Source organism: Sulfurimonas sp. NW7, from assembly GCF_051132265.1.
Classification (GTDB): domain Bacteria; phylum Campylobacterota; class Campylobacteria; order Campylobacterales; family Sulfurimonadaceae; genus Sulfurimonas; species Sulfurimonas hydrogeniphila.
In genome coordinates this window covers 1,869,498-1,895,471 of sequence record NZ_CP093235.1, presented here as the reverse complement: position 1 = coordinate 1,895,471, position 25,974 = coordinate 1,869,498, and the positions used below count along the sequence as shown (strand labels likewise).

Sequence of the window (25,974 nt, the reverse complement as noted above, 5' to 3'; positions counted from 1 at the left end):
GTTTTGTAACCTTTATGTAACCTGGATATTTTATACTTCCGCCAACAAAACAAAAAGGAATTCAAAAATGAATAAAATCGTTTTATCAGCCTTAGCTGCTTTAACCCTCAGTTCAGTTGCTGTAAATGCTAATGAAATCAAACTGTATCAAGATGCTAACGGACAAGTATTTACACAGCCTGCACCGGACAGAACACTGTTGGATACAAACAGTCTTGGAAATACAAAACAAAATATTACTATAGTAGACAAGAAATCTCCAAACTTTTTATTAGGCAAGCAGACGCATATTAATATGAAATTTGTTGCACAGGACAATCCTGATATGTGGCTCAAAGCAGGTGTGCGTATTCAGGGTACATTTGAAAACAGAAGTGTGGAAGATTTGGCAACAGGTGCGACAACAAGTTATTATGATGCTTATTTGAGACGCGTTCGTTTTGAAGTGGCAGCGGGTTTTAACAAGTATGCTTCTTTTACAATGGATGTACGAAATGACAAAGCGAACTATAAAGACAAGGGAGAGCAGTCATTCAATGTCGGTGATGCCTATGTAAAAATCAAAAAACCTTTTGGTTCGTCACTGGTCAACTTTAAACTTTTTCGTGCAAAAATTGATGTCTCCCGTACAGAAACGGTAAAATCAGCGCGCGTGCTACACTTTGACCGTCCTCATGTAGCGGATGAAGCGGCACAGTATATTACCCATAACCGTCGTGGTACAAATGCACAGGTTTACGGTAACTGGAACAAGAAAGTACACTACCAGGTAGCTATAGGTGACGGTGTCTACTCTGGAAAACTTCATGATGCTTCGGGTGCAACTTTTGGCGGCAGTAATTTTATGCAGAAGAACTTCTTTTATGGCGGTAAAATTGTTCTTTCTCCGTTTGACGGCTGGGAAGAGAAAAAAAGAACTGAAAGTTACTTTGGGCAGGGAAAACATTTTGAAGTGGGTGCCGGTTACTGGGTAAGTCCTGATATTCAGTATACAACAACAGGTGGTGTAAATACTTCAGTGGATCACAAACTGTTAAATCTTGAAATGTCAGCACACTACAAAGGTGCTTTTGTTCAAGCAGAATATTTTGACTTTGACGGTGTTGCAAAAGACTGGGCGAGTACGACAAGAGGAAAATCCAACGGCTGGTATGCAACCGGTGAATATGTTTTTGCAGACTATGGTTTTGTTGCTCCCTTTGTCAGATATGAGTCTTGGGACAAATTTAAAGATTTGGACGGTTACGATTTGACATCCAAAATAGCCGGTGTAAACTGGTATTTAATGGGGAACTCAATCAAAGCCGGATTGACATTCCAGGAAGACAAATATGGTGCAAACATAGGAAACGAGAAAGAACGCAGAATAAAAGTTACTTCTCAGTGGTTCTTCTAAAAACAAATTTCAAATTTCATTTCTCCTTTTTTACATGTAAAGCATCACCGCTTTACATGTAACTTCTTTCTATTTTCTATTTTTTTAAAATCACAAATTTCATTTTATGTTATAATAAATAAATTTTAACAAAGTGAGTAAAAATGACGAAATCTTCGTATGATTTTGATGAATTAAAATCAAAAGTCCGTGCTTTAGGTCTTTTAGAACGTGTTCCTGTGAGAGGAAGCCTTGAAATGACAGCGATACTTTTAAGTATGGGAATTGTTTATGTGATACTTTTTTATCACAAAAATCTCATTGACAATTCTTTTGCAGCAGCTGCAGGTCTTGGTCTGTTTATGTCTCTGGTTTTTACGCGTGCCGTTTTCGTGTCGCATGATATTTTGCATACACAGTATTTTAAAAACAAGCGTCTGTCTTTTAAACTGAGCTATCCGTTTTCAGCGTTTATCCTTTCGAACTCCTCTTCCTGGTGGGATTTCAAACACAATGTCAACCATCATACCTGGTGCAATATTGTCCAAAAAGATGTTGACATATTGGCATTTGATGGAGCATTTACAAACAACAAAGGCAACAAAACATGGCTTCGCAAGAGCAAATATCTTGTTTTTTGGGGTGCTATGTTCTTTATGTATCCTGCTTTTATTGTACAGTCTTATAATTTTGTAATAAAACGTAAAAAATGGGGTGAGCTTGGATTGATGCTTTTGCATTGGCCTGTAATCTGGGGAAGCGTTTTTTATTTTTTACCTCTGACTCAAGCATTTACTGTTTACCTGACACTGAATCTTACACTTTCTGTCTGGCTGGCATTTGGTTTTATAACAAACCATCTTGGCTGTGAAGTATTTGACAAAGAAGTGGGCGAAAAACTTTCATGGATGGAGTTGCAGATGCGTACCTCACGCTCTTTAAAAGGCGGGAAATTCGTACACTGGTTTTACGGAGGATTAAATACCCAGATAGAGCATCATCTTTTCCCAAAAGCACCCAGGTTCAATCTGCTGAAAATCCAAAAAATGACAAAGGAATTTGCACAGAAAAAGGGTATTGCCTATTTTGAAACAACACCGCTGCAGGCGTATGTACAGATAAACAATGTACTCAAATCCTATTAGGTAAATAGCAATTTAGATAAAATATCACTAATTAACAATTTGGAGATTTTAATGGACGCAGCCAAATATATTTGGATGAATGGAAAATTTGTTGCATGGGAAGATGCAAAGGTACATGTACTCACACATACAATTCACTATGGAAACGGTGTAATTGAAGGAACAAAAGCTTATAAAACTGAGAGAGGGTATGCAATATTTCGTTTGAATGATCATACCAAAAGACTCAAAGAGTCGGCAAAAATGACACTGATTAATATTCCTTATACTGTTGAAGAGTTAAACATTGCACAGATCGAACTCATCCGAAGAAATGAATTTACCGGGGACAATGTCTATCTTCGTCCTTTTTCGTTTTTAGGCTATGGTATTATGGGGCTTTACCACAAAGACGCACCGGTTGAGACAGCTGTTGCCGCCTGGGAATGGGGTGCTTACCTTGGGGAAGAGGGTATGCGTAAAGGCATTCGTCTGAAAATTGTTTCTATGACACGCCCGGCAAACACATCCAATATGGGAAAAGCCAAAGCCACTGCAAACTATTTGAACTCCCAAATGGCAAAATATGAAGCGATTGACTGCGGATATGATGAAGCCTTGCTTCTGGATGATGAAGGTTATGTTGCAGAAGCAAGCGGGGCCTCGTTTTTCATGATAAAAGACGGGGAGATTATTACACCGCCAAGTGATAACGCCTTAGCTTCCATCACACAAAAAACTGTCATTGAAATGGCTGAAGACCTTGGATACAAAGTGACTCGACGTCGTATCACAAGAGAAGAGGTCTATGTGGCGGATGAGGCATTTTTGACAGGAACGGCTGCAGAAATCACACCGGTTGCTTTGGTTGACGCCAGAGAGATAGGCAGAGGTTCCCGCGGGGAGATTACGGCAATTATTCAGAGCGGCTATTTTGACATTGTATTTGGTCGAAACAAAAAATATGAGCATTATCTTACCTATGTGGATGAGATCAATTAAGAAGACTGTCGGAACCTGGACTTTCAATACTAAAGCATGACTTAGAAAAAAACTAAATTTTTTTCTGTAGTCCGGGCTGAGAGTGGCAAGAAAGTTGCAATAGCCGGCACTGAAGTACCGGTTCCGGGAAACAGCCTGTATTGGAACTCATTCTTTAGGGTCAATGCCCTTCAGTTAAGCGGTTTTTTCGGGACCCGTACTTTAGTGCGGGCTGAGAATGGCAGGAAAATTTAAAAAGTAAAAAAAGGAATACAATGGCATCAGATATGAATGACTATTTTAACAAGAAGAAAAGTGAAGGCGGAGGATTTAACAACTCTAACTCAGGCGGTGGCAGTGGTCCAAAAGGACCTCAGATGCCAAATTTGAATTTTAATTTTGGCGGGGGGAAGGCAGCACTGACATATTTCTTGATTGCTGTTGCTGTGATGCTTGTTCTGGCAAAGCCGTTTATTATTATTCAAGAGGGTGAACGGGGTATCTTAAGTACAAACGGAAAGTATCAGGACCAGGCACTGCTTCCGGGATTGCATTTTATTATTCCTGTGATTCAAAAAGTATATACGGTGGATACGAAGGTCCGTATTATCAACTATGCATCACGTGTAGAAACAAATTCAAATGCTTCGGGGATTATTTCAAAGCCTGCCATTACAGTGCTTGACAAACGGGGTCTGCCGGTTTCGATTGAACTGACTGTTCAGTACAGACTCAATGCACAGTTTGCCGCACAGACAATCTCAAACTGGGGATTCAGCTGGGAAGACAAAATAATCAATCCTGTTGTTCGTGATGTTGTGCGTAATGTCGTAGGAAAGTATGATGCCGAATCTATTCCTGTTATGCGTAATACAATTGCAACTGCGATAGAAGACGGCATACGGGAAAGTATCAAAAGTCTGAAAAACTCTCCGGTAATCCTGCAGTCAATCCAGCTTCGTGATATTATGTTGCCGGAAAAAGTAAAAGCACAGATTGAGAGAGTACAACTGGCTAAACAACAGGTACAACAGGCAGAACAGGAAGTACAGCGTGCGAAACAAGAAGCACTCAAACGTGCAGCAGAGGCTCGCGGTATCGCGGAAAAAGCAAGAATTGAAGCACAGGGTAAAGCAGATGCCGTAACAATTGAAGCAGATGCCAATGCCAAAGCAAATATTTTAATTGCAAAATCATTGACAACGAAGCTTTTGCAGCTTGAACAGATGAAAGTACAAAACAAGTTTAATGATGCACTCAGAGTCAACAAAGATGCAAAAATATTCTTGACACCGGGCGGTTCAACACCAAATATCTGGGTTGATACAAAAAATATTCAGCAAAGAACGACGGCACGATAAGCATGCAGGAAATAGTCAATAGAGTAGATTGGGAGAAGCAGGAGCTTCTGCCTGTCATTGTCCAGGACAACACGACCAATGAAGTGCTGATGATGGCCTACATGAATAAAGAGGCTTTGGAACTTTCACTCAAAACAAAGCAGGCACACTACTTTTCAAGAAGCAAACAGCGTATATGGAAAAAAGGCGAAAGCAGCGGACATACGCAGGAAATCGTCTCTTTTTTTATTGACTGTGACAATGATACGCTCCTGATAAAAGTCAATCAAAACGGAGTAGCCTGTCATACCGGGAGAAAATCATGTTTTTTTACAGAGCTGCAAAGCGGTGAGATTACTTCTGAAGTTGAGGTAAATACCGAGGCTGCATACGGTGTTATTGATACACTCTATCATACGATTCAAGAGCGAAAGAGTGCAGACCCTGCCACTTCATGGACGGCAAAACTCTTAAGCAAAGGGGAAAATACAATTTTGAAAAAAGTTGTTGAAGAAGCCGGTGAATACTGTTTTGCACATAAAGACAATGATGAGAAAGAGATGGTGTATGAAGCGGCAGATTTGACCTACCATATGCTTGTGGCGCTCGCTTCTAAAAATATATCACCAGACAGAATAAAACAGGAGCTTGCCCGTAGATTTGACATGAGTGGCATCGCTGAAAAAAACGCAAGAAAAGAGTAAGTAAAATATGAAAGAGAAGCTGTTGGCATTTATTCATGGATTAATAACGTATGATTATATCCTTTTTGGTATGTCATTTCTTCTTTTTCTTCTTTTTATTATTCTTGCACTTCTCCTTCGAAAAAAGATAATTCTTGCGATCTTTTTTGTTCTTTTTGGATTTGCAATACTTCTTCTCGGTCCTACGCTTGGTTATATCGAGATGCACAAATATCTTTTTAAAAATTCTGTCCAGTTGCTTTCGCAAAAAAGACTTCATTTTGTGGAGGCTTTGGTGGTTAAAGGAAGTATCACAAATGAATCCAAATTCGATTTTTCCGAGTGTAAAATCACTGCAAAAGTCTACAGGGTTACAAAGAACAAGTACAAAAACTATCTTTTACGATTAAAACCATTTCAAAAAATGTCGATTCTAGAACCTGATATAGCACAAGGGCAAACAAGAGAGTTTAAAATTATCATAGAACCGTTTGCATATAAAAAAGACTATAATGTATCTCTGGAGGGAAATTGTAAATGACACTCTTTAATTACTGGCATTATATAGTTTTCTTTGTAATCTTTTTACTGAGTATTGCCGGTATAGTGAGTGCAGTGAAACAAAAAAACAAAAAACTAGTCTATTCTATGATATTTTCTATTATTTTGGTGACTGTTTTTATGGCTGTTTTTTCTGTTATGATTGTTGATAAGTATACGAAAAAGGTGCAGTTGGAAAAACTGCACAACAAAAGGCTCTTGAGCACGGAAGAGATAGCCTATTACGGTATTGTTAGAAATGTCGGAAAATTTCCTGTAGGAAAAGTGACTTTTGAAATAAAACTGGTCAATAAAGGGCATGCAACAGGAAATGTAAAAGGCGGGAATTTTTATAAACCCAGCGGTTTTATGGACTTTTTTTCCGGAGGTTTTGGAATGGGATCACACAAACCGCAAACCGTTACGAAAAAGTTTGTTGTTGCCAGAAATCTCAAACCCGGTCAGGCAAAGGCATTTAGAGTATACTTCAGATATCCGCCCTATTTCAGAAGTACTGCGGAATTTGCAAAAGCATACGGGCATTAATACTTTAGACCGACTTTTTTAAGTGCGGCGTTAATATTTTTTATCTGTTGGTTCTTGTTGCGGCACCATTTTGGAGCTAAGAGGGAATCATCATCAATGCCTGCTGTCACTCTTTGGACATTGACATTTTTGGGTTTCATCAGAAGAGATTTTACAAGCACATCAAGATATTCCTGCTCACTGATTGGGGTAAACTCTCCACGGTTAAATTCATTTGCCAAGGCAGTGCGTTTTACAACATACAGAGGGTGATATTTTACAGAATCAATTCCCCATGAATAAGCGGCTTTGGAGGTCTCAAGCATCATCTCCTGCGTTTCTCCCGGAAGACCAAAGATAAGGTGCCCGCAAACATTCAGACCTGCCTCTTTTGATTTGATAATCCACTCCTTAACATTTTCGCTGTCATGCCCACGGTTGATTTTTTCCAGTGTTTCATCATATACAGACTGAATGCCAAATTCAATCCAGATCTCTTTATCTTTGGCAAGGCCTGAGAGGTAGGCAAGTGTCTCTTCTGTGATGCTGTCAGAACGTGTACCAATGCTTAACCCTACCACGTTCTCAAAAGAGAGCGCTTTTTCATAGAGTGCTTTGAGGGTTTCAAAAGGGGCATAGGTATTGGTAAATGATTGAAAGTATACAAGAAATTTTTTTGCGCCATACTCTCTTTTCTGGCGTTTTGATATGGCATCAAACTGCAGTTCAAGCTGTTTGAGTTGTTTTTGCAAAAAAGGATTCTCTTTTGATTCAAGATTTAAGTGAAATCCTTTGAGCTCCACAACGGCATCAGTACTGGCTGAAAAAGAGTCATTTTCGCAAAATGTACAGCCTCCTTTGGCCACGGTTCCATCAATATTCGGGCAGGTGAAGCCGGAAATATTGATGCCAACCTTGTGTACTTTTACACCAAATTTGTTTTTTAAATAATTACCGTATGTATAAATTTGTTCCATTAAACGATATATTTTCCAGTAAAACAGGCTGTACAGTAGATATCCTGTGTCGCATTCACACTTCTTAAGAGTGATGCTTCATCCAGATAGGCCAAAGAGTCGGCTTCTATAAAATCACAAATTTCCTGCACACCCATATTTGCAGCGATTAAATTCTCTTTGCTTGGTGTATCAACACCGTAGAAACACGGATCGGTAGTCGGAGGAGAAGAGACACGCATATGGACTTCTTTTGCTCCTGCTTCTTTCAGCATTCTGATGATTCTTCTTGAAGTTGTACCTCTGACTATAGAGTCATCTATAACGACAACTCTTTTGCCTTTGATAATGTCTGTCATAGGAGAGAGTTTCATCTTCACTTTTAAATCACGCATCTCCTGTGTCGGTTCTATAAAGGTACGCCCTATGTAGTGATTGCGCATAATTCCCATTTCATAGGGAATTCCACTCTCCTGTGCATAACCGATTGCAGCAGGTACACCACCATCAGGCACAGGGATAACCAAATCGGCTTCAACAGGCTGAATTTTTGCCAGCTCTTTTCCCATCTCTTTTCTGCATTCATATACAGATTGTCCGAAGACAGAAGAGTCAGGACGGGCAAAATAGACATATTCAAAGATACAGTGTTTTGGTGTCGGTTCAAAGATTTTTACACTTTGAGGGGCTTTGCCTTCTTCAAAAATCAGAAGTTCTCCCGGTTCCACATCACGGACAAAAGTAGCCCCCACAAGATCAAAGGCACAGGTTTCACTTGCCACAATATAGCCGCCGTTGGCCAAACGCCCAAGACTTAAAGGTCGAAATCCGAAACGGTCACGCATAGCGAACATTTTGGTTCTGCTTAAAAAGACAAGAGAAAAAGCACCTTCTATTTTTTGAACAGCATCTATAATTCTGTCTAGAAGTTTGTCCTGCTCACTTTTGGCGATAAGATGAATAAGATTTTCAGTGTCCATAAATGTCTGAAAAATTGCACCGCGTTTGATCAGTCTGGCACGTACTTCATCAGCATTTGTAAGGTTACCGTTGTGAACAATTGCCATCTCACCCAAATCGTATCTTGCAAATACAGGCTGTGCATCAAGAATGGAATCATTTCCCGCTGTGGAGTAGCGGGTGTGGCCTATAGCGCTTGATCCGCTTAAAGTAGCAAGTTTGTCTTCGTTAAAGACGCTCATGACAAGTCCGCGATCTTTGATAGTATGGAGTTTTTCTCCGTCAGATGAGCTGATACCTGCTGCTTCCTGTCCGCGGTGTTGGAGAGAATGAAGAGAAAAGTAGGCTAACTTTGAAGCCTCTTTATGACCAAAAATCCCAACAACAGCACACTTTTCATTCATATTTTCGCGCAATTTTTTTCCTTGATAAGTTGTAATTAAATTATGATGCAATTATACTCAAAATATCTATAAATATTCTCAAAGCTGTCTTAATTAATAGATATAATTTATTTTCAAAGTGGAACTGTTTTTGCTATAAATTATATATTTTCAAAAAAGGTAGGATATATGGAAATTGTTTTGCGCAATAATCTTATTCTTATCACTACAGGGTTTGATACCTTAAATACAAGTTGGATGAGAGAATTTTTAAATCATCATGCCCGTGGTATGCTCTTTTTACCTAAAGCTGTACTTGTATTTCAAAATCAGTCATTAACGCAGGTCAGAGAGAATTTCATAAGAGAGTTAAGTGAGTTTCATGCGAAAACACATGATTTCAATCATGAATTTTTCTTACGTTCCATGTTAAAGTTTGGCAATCAGCCGATTAAAATAGAACTCAACAGGATGGAAGAGCCTGAAACTATAAAAGTACATCTCTATGCATATGATAAAGATACGGTGCTTATTTCACTGGACAGTCCGAATTCATGGGTGCTCAACTATATGCGCTCACAGCTTGAAGTGTATGTGGAGCGGGGAACAGATATTTCTTTGGTGGTGGATGTCAGTGATTTTAGGTCAAAAGCAAGGCTGGAACGTGCTTTAAACAAGCGTCATATCTTGCATTATCAGATTCAGTATACCTATGACAATCATTTTATGTCCAAACTCTACTCGGATTTTGCAAATTTTTCTTTCGGAGATTTATGCAAAGCCTCTTTTGATGAAGAGAAAAAACATTTTTATACGATTTTAGAATGTCCGATCGGTGCTTCGCAGGATGCTTTGAAAAAAAGCTATAAAAAACTGACAAAAGTTTATCATCCGGACAAAATTTTTCATGAAAGTCCTTATCTGGTAGAACATTACACACAAAAATTTCAGCTGCTGCAAGAAGCGTACCAGGCACTGCGTGTTGTCAGTTAATTATACTTTTTACTTGAGAGAGCGTTTTTTAAGCAGTGCCTGAAAGTCCTCGCTGCTGTAAAGTGCCAGACCTGCACCGCTGAGCTGGGTGAGTTCTTTGGAGAACCCCCGTTTTGAGAACAAAACGATTTGGGTCGGTTCAATCCCGAGTTTCTGGCATTTGTCCCGTATTTTATGCAGCTCTTTTTTGTTGATGATGTGGTTTGTCCATTTGCACTCTCCGACATAGATACGGCCGTTTTGTGTGATGGTCAGAATGTCTATTTCTATTTTTGCATCCCAGTAGCTGCCGCTGCTGCGTATATGTGCGTCACGAAGATGATAGTTCAGCAGGACTTCGGAGAGTTCTTCGTATACCAGGCTGGTATAACTGTTGTGGCGCAGGGTAAAATCTTTGAAAAAGGCATCATATTTCTGTGCCTCAATCTCTTTGATATGGGGTATGACAAAGTAAAACCAGAACCTGACAAAAGGGTGGGTAAAAAGGACTTTGTGTGATATGCGGTGGCGTGCCTCTTCTCTTTTTAGCTTTATGTTTGGATATTTGTCTCGAGGATGCTCTTCCCGTGAATATTCTAGTTGAATCAGGCCCTTTTCCTGCAAAAAATTAAGGGCTGCTCCACCGTTGGCATTGTTGAGTCCGGCTTTGTTAAAGGCAGAAAAGATACGTCTGTCTCCTGTTGCAAGGGCTTTGAGAAGTTTACGGTTGAGGGTATTGTTGAGAGTGAGTTCTCTCATCTGTGCATCTATAGCTTCAAAATTGTCCAATACAAGCAGCCGGAGTAATTCTTCAATAGGCTTTGTCGTGTCAATTTCCCAGTCAAGTCCGCCAAATACTGCGAAGTAGGAGATCTGCGTCTCCATATCATCGGGGTAGTTTTTAAAATAAAAAGAGCGAAACTGCTCAAGAAGTTTTGTCTTTGTCATATGTTAATTGTAACATATTTTTGGAAGTGATGCTTTCGCCTCGCCTTTATGGTTTGTAAGTTAAGTAACTTTTTCGGAACCCGTACTTTCTAAGTTACGCTTTAACGTTTAAAACCTAGGTTCCGAAAAACTTTGTTAAGTATATTATGGTACAGTAATATTTTGATCTGCTAGCAGATTTGCTGAAGTCTTATCCGTAATAGCCTTTTTGGCTTTCCCTAAATATGTATCTACACCTGCTACCAATCCAACACCGACAATTACTAATAAAAGAGCAACTAAAACACCGCTCAGACCTTTTTGTGACTTAATACGTTTGAATAGATTTTTTATCATATTCTCTCCTTCTTTGTGATAAAGTTGTGATAAGTATATCACTTTTATATAAGAAAAGCAAATAATATTTACTTAAACCAATTATTAACCTAGCTTATAGTGTTTTTGTGTATTTTTGTGAAATCCATACACTTGTATTTACATCTTTACATGTACGGTAACAGTCCTGTTTTACTTTTAACCAGCTTGCACCGTTGATTGTTTTGGAGATGTCTGATGTAAACTTATGCCCTTCTTTCCAAACATTAACACGCTTTCCATTTACAGGTTTTTCTCTGAGAAATATCTTTTTCGCATTGACAGCATAGGTTTGCAGAGAAGGTTTTGTCTCTTTTTTTACTGCTGTTTCTTTCTTCTTTGGCATTGTCATTGTAAGTTCATGTGTCTTTTGTGCTGCTTTTTGTGTTTTTTGTGCTATCTTCTGTTGTGTCTGTTGTGTCTGTTGTGTCTGTTGTGTCTGTTGTGTCTGTTGTGTCTGTTGTGTCTGTTGTGTCTGTTGTGTCTGTTGTGTCTGTTGTTTGGCATTCTCTTCCGGTGGAGTTTGCAGACTTTCTTCTTCATCTATTATAATCGGAGCGGGAAATGAAATATGTGATACTTCTGATGGTGCCGTTTCTGTAGTGTTTTGCTCTGTATCGGGAATTTTTTTCGGAGTGTCAGTCACCTTTGCATGAAAAACAGTACTTTGCGCTTTAAAATTTTTGTAAAAGTCAGTGTCATCTATCTCTTCATTGGCATCCACAATCTCAGGGACAAGTAAAAAGATCAAATCAGTTGTGTTTAAATTTTCAACTTTATGCTTGAAAAGCTCGCCCAGTAAAGGAATATCTCCAAACAAAGGGATTTTTTCTTCACTTTTGGAATTTTCACTGTGCAGGCGACCACCCAGGGCTATAACCTGTTCAGATTTTACAACCACATTTGTCTGAATGTTTTTACTGATAAAAGAGGGAATGGAGATGCCGGCTCCAAGAGCAACATTATTGGCAGGGTTAGGGTCTATGGCACTGTCTTGAATATCTACATTGATATGCATATAGCCCTCTGTCTGCATAAATTTGCTTGTGAGTGTAAGTTTGAGACCATACTCTTTTTCTGTCACCTGAATGGTGGGTGCCGTTCCTGTGTTTTGTATAATACCTGTCGGGATATAAAGCTCCCCGCCTACGCGAAAGGTTGCATTTTTGTCTTCTGTTGTAATGAGCACCGTGTCATCAAGTATATTGGCAACCCCTTTTGTCTGTAAAAAATTGAGTGTAGCAAGAACGGATTTTCCGGTTGCTGTTGTAAAATTTCCCAGGTTGTCAAGTAAAAAACCACTAAATGTTGCAGAGTTTGCAGCACCCGCATTGGCTGTTGCATTGACATATTTGTTGAAAAATCCCAGTCCGGTAACACCACCCAAATCTTTTGCTCTTTGGTTGTCTACGGCAATGAGGTAGAGTTTTGTACGAATCATTTTGTTGACTCTGCGTGTTTTTGTCAAATCCATCAGTTTGTCTGTATCTACACCGCCTTTTTTCAAAATCTCATAAATTCTTTTTTTGTCATGCGGATCTTTAAATACACCTGTAATAACGGCAGAGTCGTTACCGACCATGCTGAGTGAAAGATTCGGTTCAATAATATTGATCATTTTTTGAATATAGCCGAGATTCTCATTCACATAGACATGATAATTTTCTATGGAGTTGTCCCTGTAAATGATAAGAATAGAGGTGTTGCCTGTTTTTTTACCAAATATTTTAAGCAAACTTCCTTTTGCCGTACTCTCCAAAAGAGAAACGTTAATGTTTTCTCTGTTACCGACAATGAGTTTTTTGATCTTTTTTTGCAAGGGTAGGACCTGGTACTCATTGTTAAAGACAAGAATGTCGTTTGCAAAAAGATGCAGACAGATTCCAAGATATAGTAGTATTTTTTTCATTTTTTCCCCTTTTTATTGGCAGGTGCCGGTGATTGATATGTTTTGATCATGATACGAATAGGTTTGCATCTGTGTACTTAAGGTTTTGTTTTTAAAATAGTGACCGTTATGGGTATATTTTATGGTTACAATGACCTGACCAGGCAAGGTTGCATCGGCCGGAGCAGAAAAGCTTATGGTTGTTCCTTTTGGACACAGTCTGCTTCCTACTTCTGTATCGAGTGTTGCATTGAGAGTATTGCTTCTGAGATCCTGTTCACTGTCAAGTACGGTAGAGGTCTGATTGGCTATGAGTTTGAGTTTGTAATCCTCTTGCATGACACTCCAGTAGTCTATCATCAGTGTTATGATAAATGCCAAAGTCGGCAGAACAACAAGCAGCATCGCCATGATTTGACCCATACCAAAGGCATTGCGAAAATTGTGTTTAGTTTTCATAGGATATTTTCACTCTTTGTACATGTTTTTTTCTCTGTTTTTTAAACATTTTTTTGTCTACAAGGAGAAGTTCTTTTTGTTTTTGCAGCTTGACGTTGATCTCTTTGGGTGTTTTTATCATCCATAACTGCCCTCCGTAGTTGTGAAGATTATAGACTCGCTTACTGTTAAGCGCCTGTGTTTTATAGTAATACGCCAAAAAGTTTTTAATCTCTTTTGGTGCCATTTGGAATATGACAGTATCTGCCTTGGTAAGCATTTGCTTTTCATTGTAGCTGAGAGGTTTTGTCTGTCTGTTTCCGTTGATGACAAAGGTATCTATCTTTACATGTAAAGCGACATATTTTGTATAAAAGAGATCTGGAGTTTTTTTGTTTGCAGAAGGAATGGCACAGGCTATATCTACAAAATCTCCCGAACGCAGAGATGTGTCCTGGTTTCTAAAAAGAGAGAGTGCGACTGAGAGTGTGTCTTTGGTGACCTGCTGTGGTGCTTCTGTCTTTTGAGGCTGTACCTGTTTTTCTTTTTTCTTTTGCTTTTTCGCCTCTGCTTCCTGCTCGGTTTTTGGCGGTATCGTAACAATCTTTTCAGGACGAATAGGCTCACCTTTGTAGATATCTACATTGGCATATCGGCCTATAATTTCTGTATCTGTCAAAGGAGTAAAGCTGATATAGCTTTTGGCAAGATTTGCTTTTTTAAGTGAATCTGCATTAATAACATCCCCTTTATGTATGTTTTTTGCCGCAACAAAAACTTCAACTTCTGCTTCCTTGTGCTCTTTTGTCTTTCCCTGTTTGAGGTATAGAAGAAGTGCTACGGAGGAGCTAAAAAGCACCAGTCCGACCATTATTCCCATGATTATTCTTGTTTTTCTGTTTTTCATATTACTCCCTTTTAAAATCCCGGCATTAAGGCATCTGCTGCCATTGGAAATGCTATCATTGCGATGACTGCCGGTAAGATGAATATAAACATGACCAGCGTAATGCCTATATTCATCGTTGCGGCTTTTTTCTCTATGTTTAGCATTTCCATTGATTTAAGCTCCTGCGCCTGATTCTCAAATATAGATTTGACACCGATTCCTGTTTCCTCGGAAAGTCGCATAAATCCGACAATAGTGGCAATTGCATCACTTCCTGTACGGTTGACAAGATTTGTAAACGCTACATCGCTTGAGTATGTTATAAACTCGTTTTTAAACTTTTTAGACTCACTTAAGAGGTCTGGACCTAAAACACTTGCACCTTCTGTTGTTACTTTGTCTATGGCATTGTTGAGTCCTCCGCCCCCTTCAAGAATGATAATCAGCAAATCTATAAAGATAGGCAAATCATTTTCTATTCTTTTGATTCTTGCCTTTATCTGTTCTTCAACATATATATAGGGCATAAATATTGCTATGGCAACACCTGACACAACTAAAAAAAGCTCAGTTAAAAAACTAAAATCCATAATAAAAATCAGCGATATCAAAGAGATGCCTGCCAAAATACTTGCAAATACTATTTCATTAAACTGTTTGCGTGTAAGTCCCGCTCTTTGAAGCTTTAATTTAAATTCTGCTTTTTTTGCACTGAAATTGTCAGTGATAATTATGTCATCTTCTTTGGCAAAAATGGCGCTTAAAAGTCTCCTGTGCTTATAATGCACATAAGCATACAAAGAGAGGAAAAAAGCGATAATGCCAAGAGAGATGAAAAGAGTAATGTATGAAAACAGTTCTATCATTTGTGTACCCTTGTCAATACTTTATTGATCATTATGCCGGTAAATACCCAAAGAGCAATACCCAAAAGCTGAAATCTTCCGTATTGGGATTCCATAAAGTACTGATGCAGTTTCCCGTCAAAGTTCCCATTCAGCGAAAAGTATAAAAAGATGGTAATTAAAACAACGACATATGAGCCTACACTGCTTTCTCTTGTAACAACATCTACTTTTTCCTGCATTTTTTCTCTGTAGCTGATCGTTTTTTCAACCTTTTCCAAAGTATTTGAAAACTGTCCGCCGCTCGCGCGCCCTATTTTAATCGCCAAGGCAAAGATACGGAGTTCTTTGGAATGGATAAACTGGTTTAAATTGTTAAAAGCCTCCATCTCTCCGATAGTATTTTTTTCCTGGAAAAATTTTGCAAATATGTCACGAAAAAGCTTGGACCCTGAAACTGAAACTGACTTGCTGAGTGCCTGTTCAAACCCAATACCGTTTTTCATCATTTTTACAAGCACTGAAATTGCAACGGCAAGTGCTTTGTTGAATTTCTTTTTTCTGTTGTCTATAATGGCACGTAAAATCATGTAAAAGATGAACGAACCAAAGGGGATACCTATAAGATATCCGCTCCAGTGGCGTAGAAAAAGTGCAAAGAGAGATCCTGCCAGGAGAGAAAATGCGAAAAAAACAAGAACAAAAATGTAAGGAGAAAAATGAAATCCTGCCTGAAGCATCAGAGCGTTTATTTTGTTTTTCAGCGTGTTTTTGCTTTCTAAATGTTTTTCCCGTAAAATGTCATCTTCATCTACATCCACAAGTGATATGACATGCTTGATGTAATTAATGTGTTTTGTCCGTTTATACTCTGCCAAGAGAATATAGCCAAGTGCAGTAGCACTGCTTGTAATGACAAAGATAAGTAATATGTCTATTTGTAATTCAGTCATTATTTTAGGTTCGGCCATCTTTCTAATATGCTTTTGCTTGAGATATAGGAGGATTGTATAATCTCAGACATATAGTTTGTTTTCCATCCGCACATTCTTTTTGGATGAAACTCCTTAAGCTCATTTGTAAGCATCTCTTTGCTGACAACATAATCATTGTCAAAGATACGACTCTCCATTGTGACACCGTTTTGCATCATCTTTAATATAGCACGCGAAGAACCTGAAATTGCTTTGAAATTTCCGCTTGAATCCATCGGATTGTCACTGTTGGCATTGCGTTGAAATTCAAACAGGTCCAGCATGGAAACGACACCGTTTTCTTCTATGCGTCTTTCAGGTTCAGATATTTTGACGATGCGTCTTGTTCCGTCGGGAAAACGGACGATTTGTATTATCAAATCAACAGCAGAGATAATTTGTGAGCGTACAAAGGTCATATTTGCCGTAGGACGTGCTTCTAGGAACATATTTTCAATTCTTACAATTGCCTCTTTTGTATCATCCGCATGAATTGTTGTCATAGAACCCGGATGTCCCGTGTTCATGGCATTGAGCATCGTGACAATTTCTGGACCTCTGCACTCCCCGACAATAATACGTCGTGGACTTGAACGCAAAGCCGTACGTAACAGGCTCTCAATCGTGATCGCTCCTGCACCTTCTTCGTTTGGCGGACGTGCCTCAAAGGAGCGAATCGCATGGCAGGGCATTTGCGGTTTCATCTCTTTTGTATCTTCTATGGTGAGCAGCTGGTCGCCCTCGTCTATAAAACGGGTAATGGCATTTAAAAAAGTTGTTTTTCCGCTTGATGTACCGCCGGAGACAACAATGTTAAGTTTGCCTCGTATGGCTTTTATGAGAAAATATGCCATTTTCAAATCAATCATATTTGAGTCTATCAAGGTTTCAAAAAGCAGAGGAATCTCGCGAAATTTTCTCACAGTGACATAGGAGCCGGGATTGCCGTCGCTGTCAAGGTTTGCAGAAACAGGCGGTATTTGTATCTCTATACGTGAGCCGTCAGGCAGTTTTGCAGAGGCAATAGGGTGTGACTCATCGATTTTTCTGTTTGAAGCCATGAGCATTCTGTTAATAAAACGGCGCAAATCTTCTTCATTCCTGAATTTAAACGGTGTTGCTATAGTCTGGCCGTTGTAAATAACATCAATATAATCTTTTGTGTTGACCAAAATATCATTGAGCCCCTGTCCTGCAAGACGCATAATCGTTGAAATCGGACCGTAGTTGAGCAGATTGTCTATAACAAAGTCGGCTATTTCCGTTTTAAGGGCAGGTTTTGGCAAAGTAAACTCAGAGATATGTTTGATGACAACTTCCCGTATCATTTTTTCTGTAAGTTTTCCGTTAATATTGAGTTTTTCGACAAAAGCATCATATATAGAACAGGCAAGCTGAAAATACTCTTCATTTCTGTAAATCAGCGGGAAACAAAACTCAGAACAGAGGTTCTCTTCAATATGTACAGTTGAAGCAGTACTCTTGACCTGTACATTCTCTTCAGTGCTATTGTGGCGTTCTTTGATTTTTTCTTTTAGAGCCATCGTTTCACCTTGGACCAGAAAGAGTGTTCGCCTTTGTGGGCATTTTCATACAAAGAAGCATCATGAATAAAAAAGTTTTCTCCAAACTCTTTGAGCTTTAGCATAAAAGGCGAATCCGGGTATTCGTCGCAGACAAGTTGCGCTTCATTCCAGCACTCTCGTAAATGAACAGCATCATTCGGCAAGGCAAAAGCAATTTCAAAGTTGTGTTTTAGGCCTTTTGAGAGTATCTTTCTTGCCTCCTCCTGGGTAACACTTCCAAAAGAGTCGGAACGGTTGGCTATGATGTGTGTTTTGGAATACCATCCGCTTTTGTCAATGATATCTATATATGTTTTTAAAATAGACATGGAAGGAATGGAAAATTCGGTAATGACAAAAATATTGTCTGCGATCTCTTGAATATCTATCTCTAAATCGACATCTTCAAAAACCCCGACATCTATAATGATAAAGTCAAATTTTTCTTTGATAAACATGATAAAGTTTAAAAACATCTGTATGTTTTCAGGTTTTTCCAGCTCTTCTCTGTCAGTATGTTTTTGTACACCCGGGACAAAATAGAGGTTGTCATTCAGTTTTTCCAAACCGTTTTCAAAGAGTTCCTGCATATCCAGATTTTGCACACTAGATATGTCAACTATGGTTTTTTTGGGCTGCGGATAATTAAAAAACAGGTTAGAAACAGCTTTTGTGTAGGCAAAATCAAGATATAAAACATTTTTGTCTGGATGGTCCTGTGCCAGTGTTTTTGCAAGATTCATAGAAATTGTTGTTGTTCCAACTCCACCGCTGATACCTGTAAATACAGATATGTTACTGTTTCCGCGTCTTTGTTTTATAATGCTTTGTGACTTGATGATGAGGTTTGTGATAAGTCCCGAATTGGCTTCTTCTTCACTGAGGTATACATCTACACCGATTTTTCCTGCCAGCAGAGAAAATTTTGTATCATTCTTGCCTATAACAATCATATAAATATTATTGTTAAAGTGTATCTCTTCAATCTTTTCAATGTCTTCTAGGCTTTCAACTCTGTAAAGAAGTACCACATCGCGGTTTTTGCTAACAGCATAAAAACTGATAAAATCATTGATGGAGTTAAAGTTTTTGACATCGGTAAATTCGTCTTTTAGATCATTGTAGCACTCTTTGTCGACTTTTGATACATAGGCTATTATCATTAATGCATTCCTCCGTTTTGACTGTTACTGTTTTGGTTGTTGTTTTGATCATTTCTGTTCTGACTGCCTCGTGAGACTTTAATGATTTCAAACTCTGTTGTTGTTCCTGGAGTTGTTGCGTTAATATCTTCAATGTCTATTTTTTTCAGATGGAGAATAAGTCCTTTGTGTACTTTTTCTTTGTATTCGACAACGCTATAATCATTCTTGTCCAATAGATTGTCAAGTTGCGTATCATAATCGGCTCCATTGGAAGAGTGTCCCGATAAAATACTCACAATATTTGTAAAGGTGTCAATTATTCTTCCAAACAAACCTTTCTTTTGTCTGCCTTGATTGCGCTTACACCAGTCCAGCCAATCTTCAGTAGATACGTGAATAGTATATTCTGTTTGTGTAGAATAATTAAACGGATTGAGATATAAACAATGGTCATGATAAGTTTCGGATGTTCTTGAGAGTAGGTTATAATCAGATACAGCCGAATCATCTGCACATCTCTTGCGTGTTTTCCCACCATCCAATGTTGTGTCCGTTGGAATTCCCTGTGTAAATGTCTGATATGATGAACGCCAGCCAAAGATTCCTTTTTCATCTTTTACTGTACAAGACTGTACTTCCGTTCCATAAACACTTTCAATGCCTAAAAGTTTAAAATACTCAAAGCCTTTGACTATGCCGTTTTGTACCTGCATAAAAGTCAAAGGCATATGATTTGTAAAATCAAAGTTTACACTGACAGTTTCTGTGAGTGTTTTTGAGTTCTCTCCAAAGAAAAAGCGAAACATGGATTTTGCCATGAATATCATCGGTTTAAAAACTTCTCCGAGAATACCTACTCTTCCTGTTTGCGGATCAATTTTAGGCTGTACATAATTGGTATTGTCGAGTTTGCTTGCCAGTGTCAGCAGAGTTGTTTCTGTATCCTCTAAAACAGAGTCTGACTGTATGCTGGATTTGTTGGAATTTTCACCCAGCAGACTGGCACCGTTTCCAAAAAAAGGCATCCATTGCGTCATCCCGAAAAAGTTTTGGAATTTACATGTCAGACTGTCCGGATTGAAGGTAAAAAAGATGCCGTCACAGCCTGTTGTATCATTTATCATTAGGGCATTATAATCAAGCAAAGAGGGCTGTTTTGTAGAAAAAGCCTGATTGATACTGTTCGTATCGATAGCAGATTCTTTTTTTATACGGTAGTCTTGTTGCAGACCAAAAATAATGTTTGCCATATATCGGTTTCTGGATTCTATTTCATTTTGCGTTAAAGCATCTACTATTGTTGTATCGTTTTGCGGAGAAAAATAAGTTTTGATCAGTTGTACCATATAACCAAAAAAAGTTCTTGGTTTTTCATTGTTATAATCATTTGTATTGTCATCCTGGTAATATTTGCCGTCTCGAAAAACATCCAAAGCATAAAAAGCATCATCATGGTCAGGATCATAGTTTTGTGCGGAATCAAAAGGAATTCTATATTCACCTGTAGGCAAAATTTGTCCCATGGCATCTTTTTGCAGTTGGGGATTAGCTAAAGTTCCATCATTAATCAAAAACGGTTTTTGCCCTGAACAGCCTTCTTCCGGTAGCCCGCCGTCTTTACATGTAAAGACATTTTCTATTGTAAGTTTTACATTTGCGGCAGTTGCAATATTTGTAAAATTGGACTGGTCCTGTGCGGCATCTGAAAATTTTCCCCAAAAATTGTTGATTTTAAAATTTTGCGTATTGATTTTGACATTCTGGTACATAATCTTGTCACCATAGTCATTTTGCACGTCCTCTTCTTCATACGGTGTCTGCAACGTCACATTTGTTGTTGTCTTTGCCGAGAGTACCAGCGTCAGTACAAACAGACTTACAAGTATGATTTTTCTCATTTTTTCCCCTTTTTTAGTTTTCATCTATGTTGTTTAACACCATAATATTATGAATGTATTGACTCACTTTTTCATTTAACTGCGCATCGGTGAGACTTCTGTTTGCATCATAAAGCTCCTGCTTCTTTTGGCAGGCTGCAATAATTAGACGCTCCTGCGTATGCTGCAAATTTTCCAACTGGTTGACTTTGTGGAGGTTGTCACTCTCACCGCCCATAAACCAGATAAACCAAAACAGCAGCATAATTGCCAGGAACAATGGTACCAGTGCTGCAGAACCTCTTCTCATAATTTTCCTATTGTATAACTCAGTATTGCGGCAATGCTCATAGCCGGAGCAAAGCCATAGCTTTTCTTTTTCAGAGCAGCTAAAATCACAAGATGTATCAGCCCTGAAAATATGATAAAATACCCAACCTGTGACAAACCTACAAAAAGGGCACAAAAGGCACCAAATCGTAAATCACCGCCGCCAAAAGCCATATTTAAAATAACAGGGATGATAAATATGACAAGTACAATCAAGACCGCATATAAATCATACACAGACAGGTCTGCATCCCACCATTTTAAAATAACCAACACTGCAAATGCCGGAAGTATAATTCTGTCCGGAATAACTCTTTTTTTACTGTCAATATAAGAGAGAACAGAAGCAATAACTATAAAATAAACAAATATAATCATCACATTCCCTACACTCTTTTTTGATATTTTTGTGATATTTGAGCTATTGTATGGAAGAGAAGCTTAAATTAATTTGAAGTATGTGAAAAACAATGAATTTTAGTACAAAATAAGAAAAAATAATGATAATTGTTACTTTTCGAAGTAGTTTTTGTTTTTTTAAATATAAGTTTAGATTATGATGTTGATTTTAGAGTTCACTTGCAAATCTGAGGGCATCCATACCGTACTTTTCACGCAGTTTTTGTGTTTTACATGTAAGCGTATACATTTTTCTTTCTTCTTCAAAGCCTAAAAGTGAGAGCTCTTTTTTTGAATCCCTCGTAAAGCTTGAACAGTTGATACTCAAACGAACGACACAAAGACGCTTGTGAATGTCAGCCGCATGAAAAAGAGAAATGCATAAGGCATCAAACTTTTTTTCGGTAAATATTTCTGCCTGAGAGATGTTTTTGTGAGATTTTTGATGCATTTCATAGGCAATACCCAAATGAAAAACAGTGGGAATTACCTGAAGTTTTATAATGGCAAAGCTGAGATGTCTGGCAAGAATGTGAACCCGTCTGAGCAGTTCTGCTCTGTCATAGAGCGGATCAAAAGTTCTGGATATTCCGATGGATTTTCTTTGATGGGTCGTTTTAATCTGCGCATCACTTTCTCCGTTGACACGTTTATAGAGCTCTTTTGCATACGGTCCCCATGACTCCAGAGTTCCCCGTCTTTTTCGCAGTTCTCCGAGTGTTTTGATTTGTGCACTGTGCAGTTTGTTTTTCATACTTTTGCCTATGCCTGCGAAATCTTCTACTTTGATGGGGTTGACAAATCCGTCAAATTCGTATTTTGTAATCGTTTTGCATCCAAAAGGTTTGGCATAGCCTGTTGCAAGTTTTGCGATGTAGCGTGTGGATGCGGCACCGATGGAGACAGGAAGCTGGAGCTCTTTTTTGATTTCATGGCGCAAGCTGTCTATAAACTGTGGTATCTCTTCATCATCTATCCATCCGCTTACATCTCCGTAAAATTCGTCAATAGATGCCTGCTCGACAAGCGGAATTTTGCGTGCTAGAAAGTCATGGAGTCTGTGAGAAAGCTCCTGGTACAAAGACATATTTGGTGCTTTGATGATGAGATGCGGACAGAGTTGCAGAGCCTGTCGAATACTCATGGCGGTTTTGATGCCATAGGCACGGGCTTCATAACTTGAAGTTGTGAGAATACCGCGGATACGTCCATCTTCGTCCTGAAAACTTTTGAGATCATCCCCGTTTTCATAGGCTTTATAAAAAGTCGGTACAAACGAACCGGAATTTTCAAAATTGACTCTCTGGTTCTTTGCGTCTTTGGTAAATATTTTTGTATCGCTTCTTCCGCCGATGGCAACAGGTTTGTGTTCCAAAGAAGGCTCAAGTATACGAGCTGCACTGACAAAAAAGCAGTCGATGTCAATATGGATTTTCATAATTTAATATTAGCAGAGAAAAAAGAAATCTTTTAAAAGTATTGCAAATTGACAAAAATATATTATAATTTCATCAAATTATTTTAATAAGGAAAGCGGATATGGCACAGGTACCCGAAGATATAGGATGTGAAAATAAAGAGTGTATAGCAAAAGACGAGTGTAAAAGACAGGTGATAGCAAAAAACGGTACAGCACGAGAAATCAGAGAATTCGGCGGCACTGTGACAAAAAAATGCGGTAAGTTTTTAGAAAAATAGATGAGATATTTTTTAGCGGTTTTTATACTTCTCCTCTTTGGGGGATGCAGTATAAAAAACTATGCCCACACGGATGCGAAGATTGTCATCATAAAATCTCCAAGACTAAAGTTTTCAGATATAGGCTATATACGGCACAGCAAAGATGCGATAGAGCTGGAACTTTTTGTCGCAGGGCATGTGCTTCAGCGCATTCATATAAATCATCTGATCTGTGTGAATGAGGGATGTATAAGCAAAAGCAGTTTTAATCAAGAGTATTTGTCTGGTGTTTATCCTCCTTCTTTGCTGCAAAACGTAATATTGGGGAAAGAGATATATGACGGTAAAAACAGCTTAAAAAAAGATAACGGATTTATACAAAATATAAAAACTTCAGATGTAGATATAAAATATAGGGTAAACTCCCGAGAAATTTATTTTAAAGACAAAAAAAACCATATACTCATTAAAATTAAGGAACCAAACTGATGACAGGCCATAAATATGTAGGCGCACATGTAAGTGCAAGCGGCGGTGTGTACAATGCACCGCTTAATGCCAAAGCCATAGGTGCAAAAGCCTTTGCCCTTTTTACAAAAAACCAAAGACAGTGGGTTGCAAAACCTCTTGACAATGAGACGATACAAAAGTTTAAAACTGCCTTAGAAGAGAGCGAAATTTTACCAAAACATGTACTGCCGCATGACAGTTATTTGATAAATCTGGGGCATCCCGAAGCTGATAAACTTGAAAAATCACGCGTGGCTTTTATAGATGAACTGGAGCGCTGTGATGCTTTGGGACTAGACAAACTGAACTTTCACCCCGGCAGCCATTTGGCGAAACTTACCAAAAAACAAAAAGAAGACAAGGCCCTTTTAGAGGAAATCGAAAACAAATGTCTGGATGTGATAGCCGAGTCCATCAATCTGGCACTTGATAAAACAAAAAATGTCAAAGCAGTCATAGAAAATACGGCAGGACAGGGCAGTAACCTTGGGTATAAGTTTGAACATCTGGCATATATCATAGACAAGGTAGAAGACAAATCAAGAATCGGTGTCTGTATAGATACCTGTCATATGTTTACTGCGGGTTATGATATACGCACGCGTGAAGCCTATGAGAGAACATGGAATGCATTTGGTGAGATTGTCGGCTTTGAGTATCTGAGCGGGATGCATCTGAATGATTCAAAACCGCCTTTGGGGAGCAGAGTGGACAGACATCACTCACTGGGCAAGGGTGAAATCGGACTGGATGCGTTTAGATTCATCATGAACGATGAACGTATGGATGATATACCGCTTATCCTGGAAACGATAGATGAAACGATATGGGCTGAGGAGATAGCACTTTTATACTCGTTCCAGCTCTAAGACTAAACTACCGGTTCCGAGAGAATTGGTATTGCATTTGGAACCCGTACTTCAGTGCGGGCTTTGTGTCTTTTATAGATATTTGAGGAAAAATAAGATAGTATTGTCCGCAGAAAATATCAAAAAGAGAAAAAATATGAAAAAAACAGTGTTTATGTCATTGATGGCAAGTTCAATAATAATGGCGGGCGGATATAAAATTCCGGAAACTTCTACAAACTCAGTTGCTCTTGGGGGAGCAAATATTGCCCATACAAAAAATGCCGATGCCGCATATGACAATCCGGCAAATATGGTTTTTATGGATGATGCACAACATGCAGAAGTGGATTTGATGTATGTAGGGTTAAGCTCTACAAACTTTAAGGGAACTTACGCAAAAACACTTACAGGCGCAGAAGAGCTCAATTCGGAAAAACAGACTTTTATTCTTCCTTCACTCCATTATGTCTCTCCAAAACTTGGTGAAAACGGTGTGCGTGTCGGTTTGAGTATCACTGTGCCTGCCGGACTGAGCAGACAATGGGAAGAGGGCTCTGCCAAACTTGTTTCTCAGGAGTTTACATTAAAGATTGTAGAAGTGAGCCCAAGTGTTGCGTATAAAATTACAAACACCCTGGCATTGGCATTTGGTTTTAGAGCGGTGCATACAAGCGGGGTTGTAAAAAGCAGTGAAAGCGCAATTGTCAATGCATCTCCTTTGGCAACATCCTATATCAGCCGTGATCTTGAAGGAAGCTCTTTGGATTTCGGGTATAATCTCGCCCTGGCATACCACCCGACAAAAGCACTGGAACTGGCTGCCACATACCGTTCGAATGTAAATTTGACGGTAGAAGGAAGCGCGAGACTCTCATCAACGGCTGCATTGGGAGGAGCCATTCCTGCAGGTTCATATAACGGTGAGGCAAGTGTGAGTATTCCTCTCCCTGCAACATTGATGCTTGCCGGAGCCTATACATTTGAGAAGACAAAAACAACGGTAGAAGTTGTTTATGAAAAAGCATACTGGTCTGCCTATAAATCTCTTGATTTTGAGTATGACGGATCACTTACAAACCCGGTTTTGATTGCTGCCTTTGATAACCCCAAACCTAAAAACTGGAAAGATACAAACACATTTCGTTTGGGTATTACGCAGGAGTTGGACAAGGTGACTTTACGGGCAGGTGCGATTTATGACGAAACTCCAACGCCGGAGTCTACACTCAATTTTGAATCACCGGGAAGCAATGCATACTCTTTTTCATTTGGCGGACGTTATCAAATAAATGATAGTATGGATATAGGCTTGTCAGCATTGTACTCCATAAAAAAAGACAGAACAATTTCTGGAACGACGAATATAAACGGACTGGACGGTACATTCAGCAACTCTAGAGCGCTGCTTGTTTCAGCCGGTTTAGGGTATAAATTTTAAGGAA

27 protein-coding genes are annotated in these 25,974 nt (G+C 38.8%); 12 read left to right on the top strand and 15 right to left on the bottom strand.

The window, feature by feature from the left end; all coding sequences use genetic code 11:
* Window positions 1-67: 67 nt before the first annotated feature.
* The 7 genes from MLC35_RS09955 (at window position 68) to MLC35_RS09925 (ending at window position 6,589) form a co-directional block, all read left to right on the top strand.
* Window positions 68-1,396, top strand: a complete 1,329-nt coding sequence (locus MLC35_RS09955) for a hypothetical protein (RefSeq protein ID WP_434636812.1) — start codon at window positions 68-70, stop codon at window positions 1,394-1,396.
* A 143-nt stretch (window positions 1,397-1,539) separates the two neighbouring features.
* Window positions 1,540-2,520: a fatty acid desaturase family protein gene (locus MLC35_RS09950; protein ID WP_346389636.1), complete on the top strand. Its 981-nt coding sequence runs from the start codon at window positions 1,540-1,542 to the stop codon at window positions 2,518-2,520.
* 51 nt (window positions 2,521-2,571) lie between these two features.
* Window positions 2,572-3,501, top strand: a complete 930-nt coding sequence (locus MLC35_RS09945) for a branched-chain amino acid transaminase (RefSeq protein WP_151899526.1) — start codon at window positions 2,572-2,574, stop codon at window positions 3,499-3,501.
* Window positions 3,502-3,755: 254 nt separating this feature from the next.
* Complete coding sequence (locus MLC35_RS09940; RefSeq protein WP_151899527.1) at window positions 3,756-4,841, top strand: prohibitin family protein; 1,086 nt, start codon at window positions 3,756-3,758, stop codon at window positions 4,839-4,841.
* A 2-nt stretch (window positions 4,842-4,843) separates the two neighbouring features.
* Window positions 4,844-5,524, top strand: coding sequence for a bifunctional phosphoribosyl-AMP cyclohydrolase/phosphoribosyl-ATP diphosphatase HisIE (hisIE, locus tag MLC35_RS09935; RefSeq protein ID WP_151899528.1), 681 nt, complete (start codon window positions 4,844-4,846; stop codon window positions 5,522-5,524).
* Window positions 5,525-5,531: 7 nt separating this feature from the next.
* Window positions 5,532-6,044: a DUF2393 domain-containing protein gene (locus tag MLC35_RS09930; protein ID WP_434580355.1), complete on the top strand. Its 513-nt coding sequence runs from the start codon at window positions 5,532-5,534 to the stop codon at window positions 6,042-6,044.
* Window positions 6,041-6,589: a DUF2393 family protein gene (locus MLC35_RS09925; protein ID WP_418640693.1), complete on the top strand. Its 549-nt coding sequence runs from the start codon at window positions 6,041-6,043 to the stop codon at window positions 6,587-6,589. Before MLC35_RS09930 ends, MLC35_RS09925 begins: the two co-directional genes overlap by 4 nt.
* Here the strand turns inward: MLC35_RS09925 and MLC35_RS09920 are convergent.
* Together MLC35_RS09920 and purF are read right to left on the bottom strand one after the other, a co-directional pair.
* A complete protein-coding gene (locus tag MLC35_RS09920) occupies window positions 6,586-7,545 on the bottom strand; it encodes a TIGR01212 family radical SAM protein (protein WP_151899531.1) in 960 nt (319 codons plus the stop codon). The two genes, MLC35_RS09925 and MLC35_RS09920, sit on opposite strands and share 4 nt — an antisense overlap.
* Window positions 7,545-8,900, bottom strand: a complete 1,356-nt coding sequence (purF, locus tag MLC35_RS09915) for an amidophosphoribosyltransferase (protein ID WP_418640691.1) — start codon at window positions 8,898-8,900, stop codon at window positions 7,545-7,547. Before purF ends, MLC35_RS09920 begins: the two co-directional genes overlap by 1 nt.
* Window positions 8,901-9,056: 156 nt before the next feature.
* Here purF and MLC35_RS09910 point away from each other — a divergent pair, with 156 nt between their 5' ends.
* Complete coding sequence (locus MLC35_RS09910) at window positions 9,057-9,860, top strand: J domain-containing protein (RefSeq protein ID WP_418640690.1); 804 nt, start codon at window positions 9,057-9,059, stop codon at window positions 9,858-9,860.
* A 9-nt stretch (window positions 9,861-9,869) separates the two neighbouring features.
* Here MLC35_RS09910 and MLC35_RS09905 read toward each other — a convergent pair whose 3' ends face one another.
* The 13 genes from MLC35_RS09905 to MLC35_RS09845 all read right to left on the bottom strand — a co-directional run bounded on the left by MLC35_RS09905 (window position 9,870) and on the right by MLC35_RS09845 (window position 22,929).
* Entirely contained in the window at window positions 9,870-10,787 is a 918-nt protein-coding gene (locus MLC35_RS09905; protein WP_434580352.1) for a DUF234 domain-containing protein, read from the bottom strand.
* Between the two features lie 144 nt (window positions 10,788-10,931).
* Window positions 10,932-11,123: a hypothetical protein gene (locus MLC35_RS09900; protein ID WP_434580351.1), complete on the bottom strand. Its 192-nt coding sequence runs from the start codon at window positions 11,121-11,123 to the stop codon at window positions 10,932-10,934.
* Window positions 11,124-11,217: 94 nt separating this feature from the next.
* Window positions 11,218-13,050 (bottom strand): hypothetical protein, encoded by a 1,833-nt coding sequence (locus tag MLC35_RS09895; protein ID WP_434636807.1) that lies wholly within the window; start codon window positions 13,048-13,050, stop codon window positions 11,218-11,220.
* Between the two features lie 12 nt (window positions 13,051-13,062).
* Window positions 13,063-13,488 (bottom strand): hypothetical protein, encoded by a 426-nt coding sequence (locus MLC35_RS09890; protein ID WP_434636805.1) that lies wholly within the window; start codon window positions 13,486-13,488, stop codon window positions 13,063-13,065.
* Window positions 13,478-14,374 (bottom strand): SAF domain-containing protein, encoded by an 897-nt coding sequence (locus MLC35_RS09885; protein ID WP_434636803.1) that lies wholly within the window; start codon window positions 14,372-14,374, stop codon window positions 13,478-13,480. The genes MLC35_RS09890 and MLC35_RS09885 overlap by 11 nt, the downstream gene beginning before the upstream one ends.
* Before the next feature lie 11 nt (window positions 14,375-14,385).
* Entirely contained in the window at window positions 14,386-15,222 is an 837-nt protein-coding gene (locus tag MLC35_RS09880; RefSeq protein WP_434636801.1) for a type II secretion system F family protein, read from the bottom strand.
* Window positions 15,219-16,154, bottom strand: coding sequence for a type II secretion system F family protein (locus MLC35_RS09875; protein ID WP_151899540.1), 936 nt, complete (start codon window positions 16,152-16,154; stop codon window positions 15,219-15,221). The genes MLC35_RS09880 and MLC35_RS09875 overlap by 4 nt, the downstream gene beginning before the upstream one ends.
* Window positions 16,154-17,719, bottom strand: coding sequence for a CpaF family protein (locus MLC35_RS09870; protein ID WP_434636799.1), 1,566 nt, complete (start codon window positions 17,717-17,719; stop codon window positions 16,154-16,156). The genes MLC35_RS09875 and MLC35_RS09870 overlap by 1 nt, the downstream gene beginning before the upstream one ends.
* Window positions 17,710-18,903: an AAA family ATPase gene (locus MLC35_RS09865; protein WP_434636797.1), complete on the bottom strand. Its 1,194-nt coding sequence runs from the start codon at window positions 18,901-18,903 to the stop codon at window positions 17,710-17,712. Before MLC35_RS09865 ends, MLC35_RS09870 begins: the two co-directional genes overlap by 10 nt.
* Complete coding sequence (locus MLC35_RS09860; protein ID WP_434636794.1) at window positions 18,903-20,783, bottom strand: hypothetical protein; 1,881 nt, start codon at window positions 20,781-20,783, stop codon at window positions 18,903-18,905. The genes MLC35_RS09865 and MLC35_RS09860 overlap by 1 nt, the downstream gene beginning before the upstream one ends.
* A 13-nt stretch (window positions 20,784-20,796) precedes the next feature.
* Window positions 20,797-21,072 carry a hypothetical protein gene (locus MLC35_RS09855; RefSeq protein ID WP_151899544.1) on the bottom strand — a complete coding sequence of 92 codons (276 nt, stop codon included), beginning with the start codon at window positions 21,070-21,072 and terminating at the stop codon, window positions 20,797-20,799.
* Window positions 21,069-21,470 carry a prepilin peptidase gene (locus MLC35_RS09850; RefSeq protein ID WP_151899545.1) on the bottom strand — a complete coding sequence of 134 codons (402 nt, stop codon included), beginning with the start codon at window positions 21,468-21,470 and terminating at the stop codon, window positions 21,069-21,071. The genes MLC35_RS09855 and MLC35_RS09850 overlap by 4 nt, the downstream gene beginning before the upstream one ends.
* A gap of 190 nt (window positions 21,471-21,660) precedes the next feature.
* Complete coding sequence (locus MLC35_RS09845) at window positions 21,661-22,929, bottom strand: Y-family DNA polymerase (protein ID WP_434636792.1); 1,269 nt, start codon at window positions 22,927-22,929, stop codon at window positions 21,661-21,663.
* A 101-nt stretch (window positions 22,930-23,030) separates the two neighbouring features.
* Between MLC35_RS09845 and MLC35_RS09840 the strand changes: the two genes are divergently transcribed.
* The 4 genes from MLC35_RS09840 (at window position 23,031) to MLC35_RS09825 (ending at window position 25,970) form a co-directional block, all read left to right on the top strand.
* Window positions 23,031-23,189 carry a hypothetical protein gene (locus MLC35_RS09840; RefSeq protein ID WP_434636790.1) on the top strand — a complete coding sequence of 53 codons (159 nt, stop codon included), beginning with the start codon at window positions 23,031-23,033 and terminating at the stop codon, window positions 23,187-23,189.
* Window positions 23,190-23,660: a hypothetical protein gene (locus tag MLC35_RS09835; protein WP_434636788.1), complete on the top strand. Its 471-nt coding sequence runs from the start codon at window positions 23,190-23,192 to the stop codon at window positions 23,658-23,660.
* Window positions 23,660-24,550, top strand: coding sequence for a deoxyribonuclease IV (gene nfo / locus MLC35_RS09830; RefSeq protein ID WP_434636785.1), 891 nt, complete (start codon window positions 23,660-23,662; stop codon window positions 24,548-24,550). The genes MLC35_RS09835 and nfo overlap by 1 nt, the downstream gene beginning before the upstream one ends.
* Window positions 24,551-24,686: 136 nt before the next feature.
* Window positions 24,687-25,970 carry an OmpP1/FadL family transporter gene (locus MLC35_RS09825; protein ID WP_434636783.1) on the top strand — a complete coding sequence of 428 codons (1,284 nt, stop codon included), beginning with the start codon at window positions 24,687-24,689 and terminating at the stop codon, window positions 25,968-25,970.
* Window positions 25,971-25,974 lie beyond the last annotated feature (4 nt).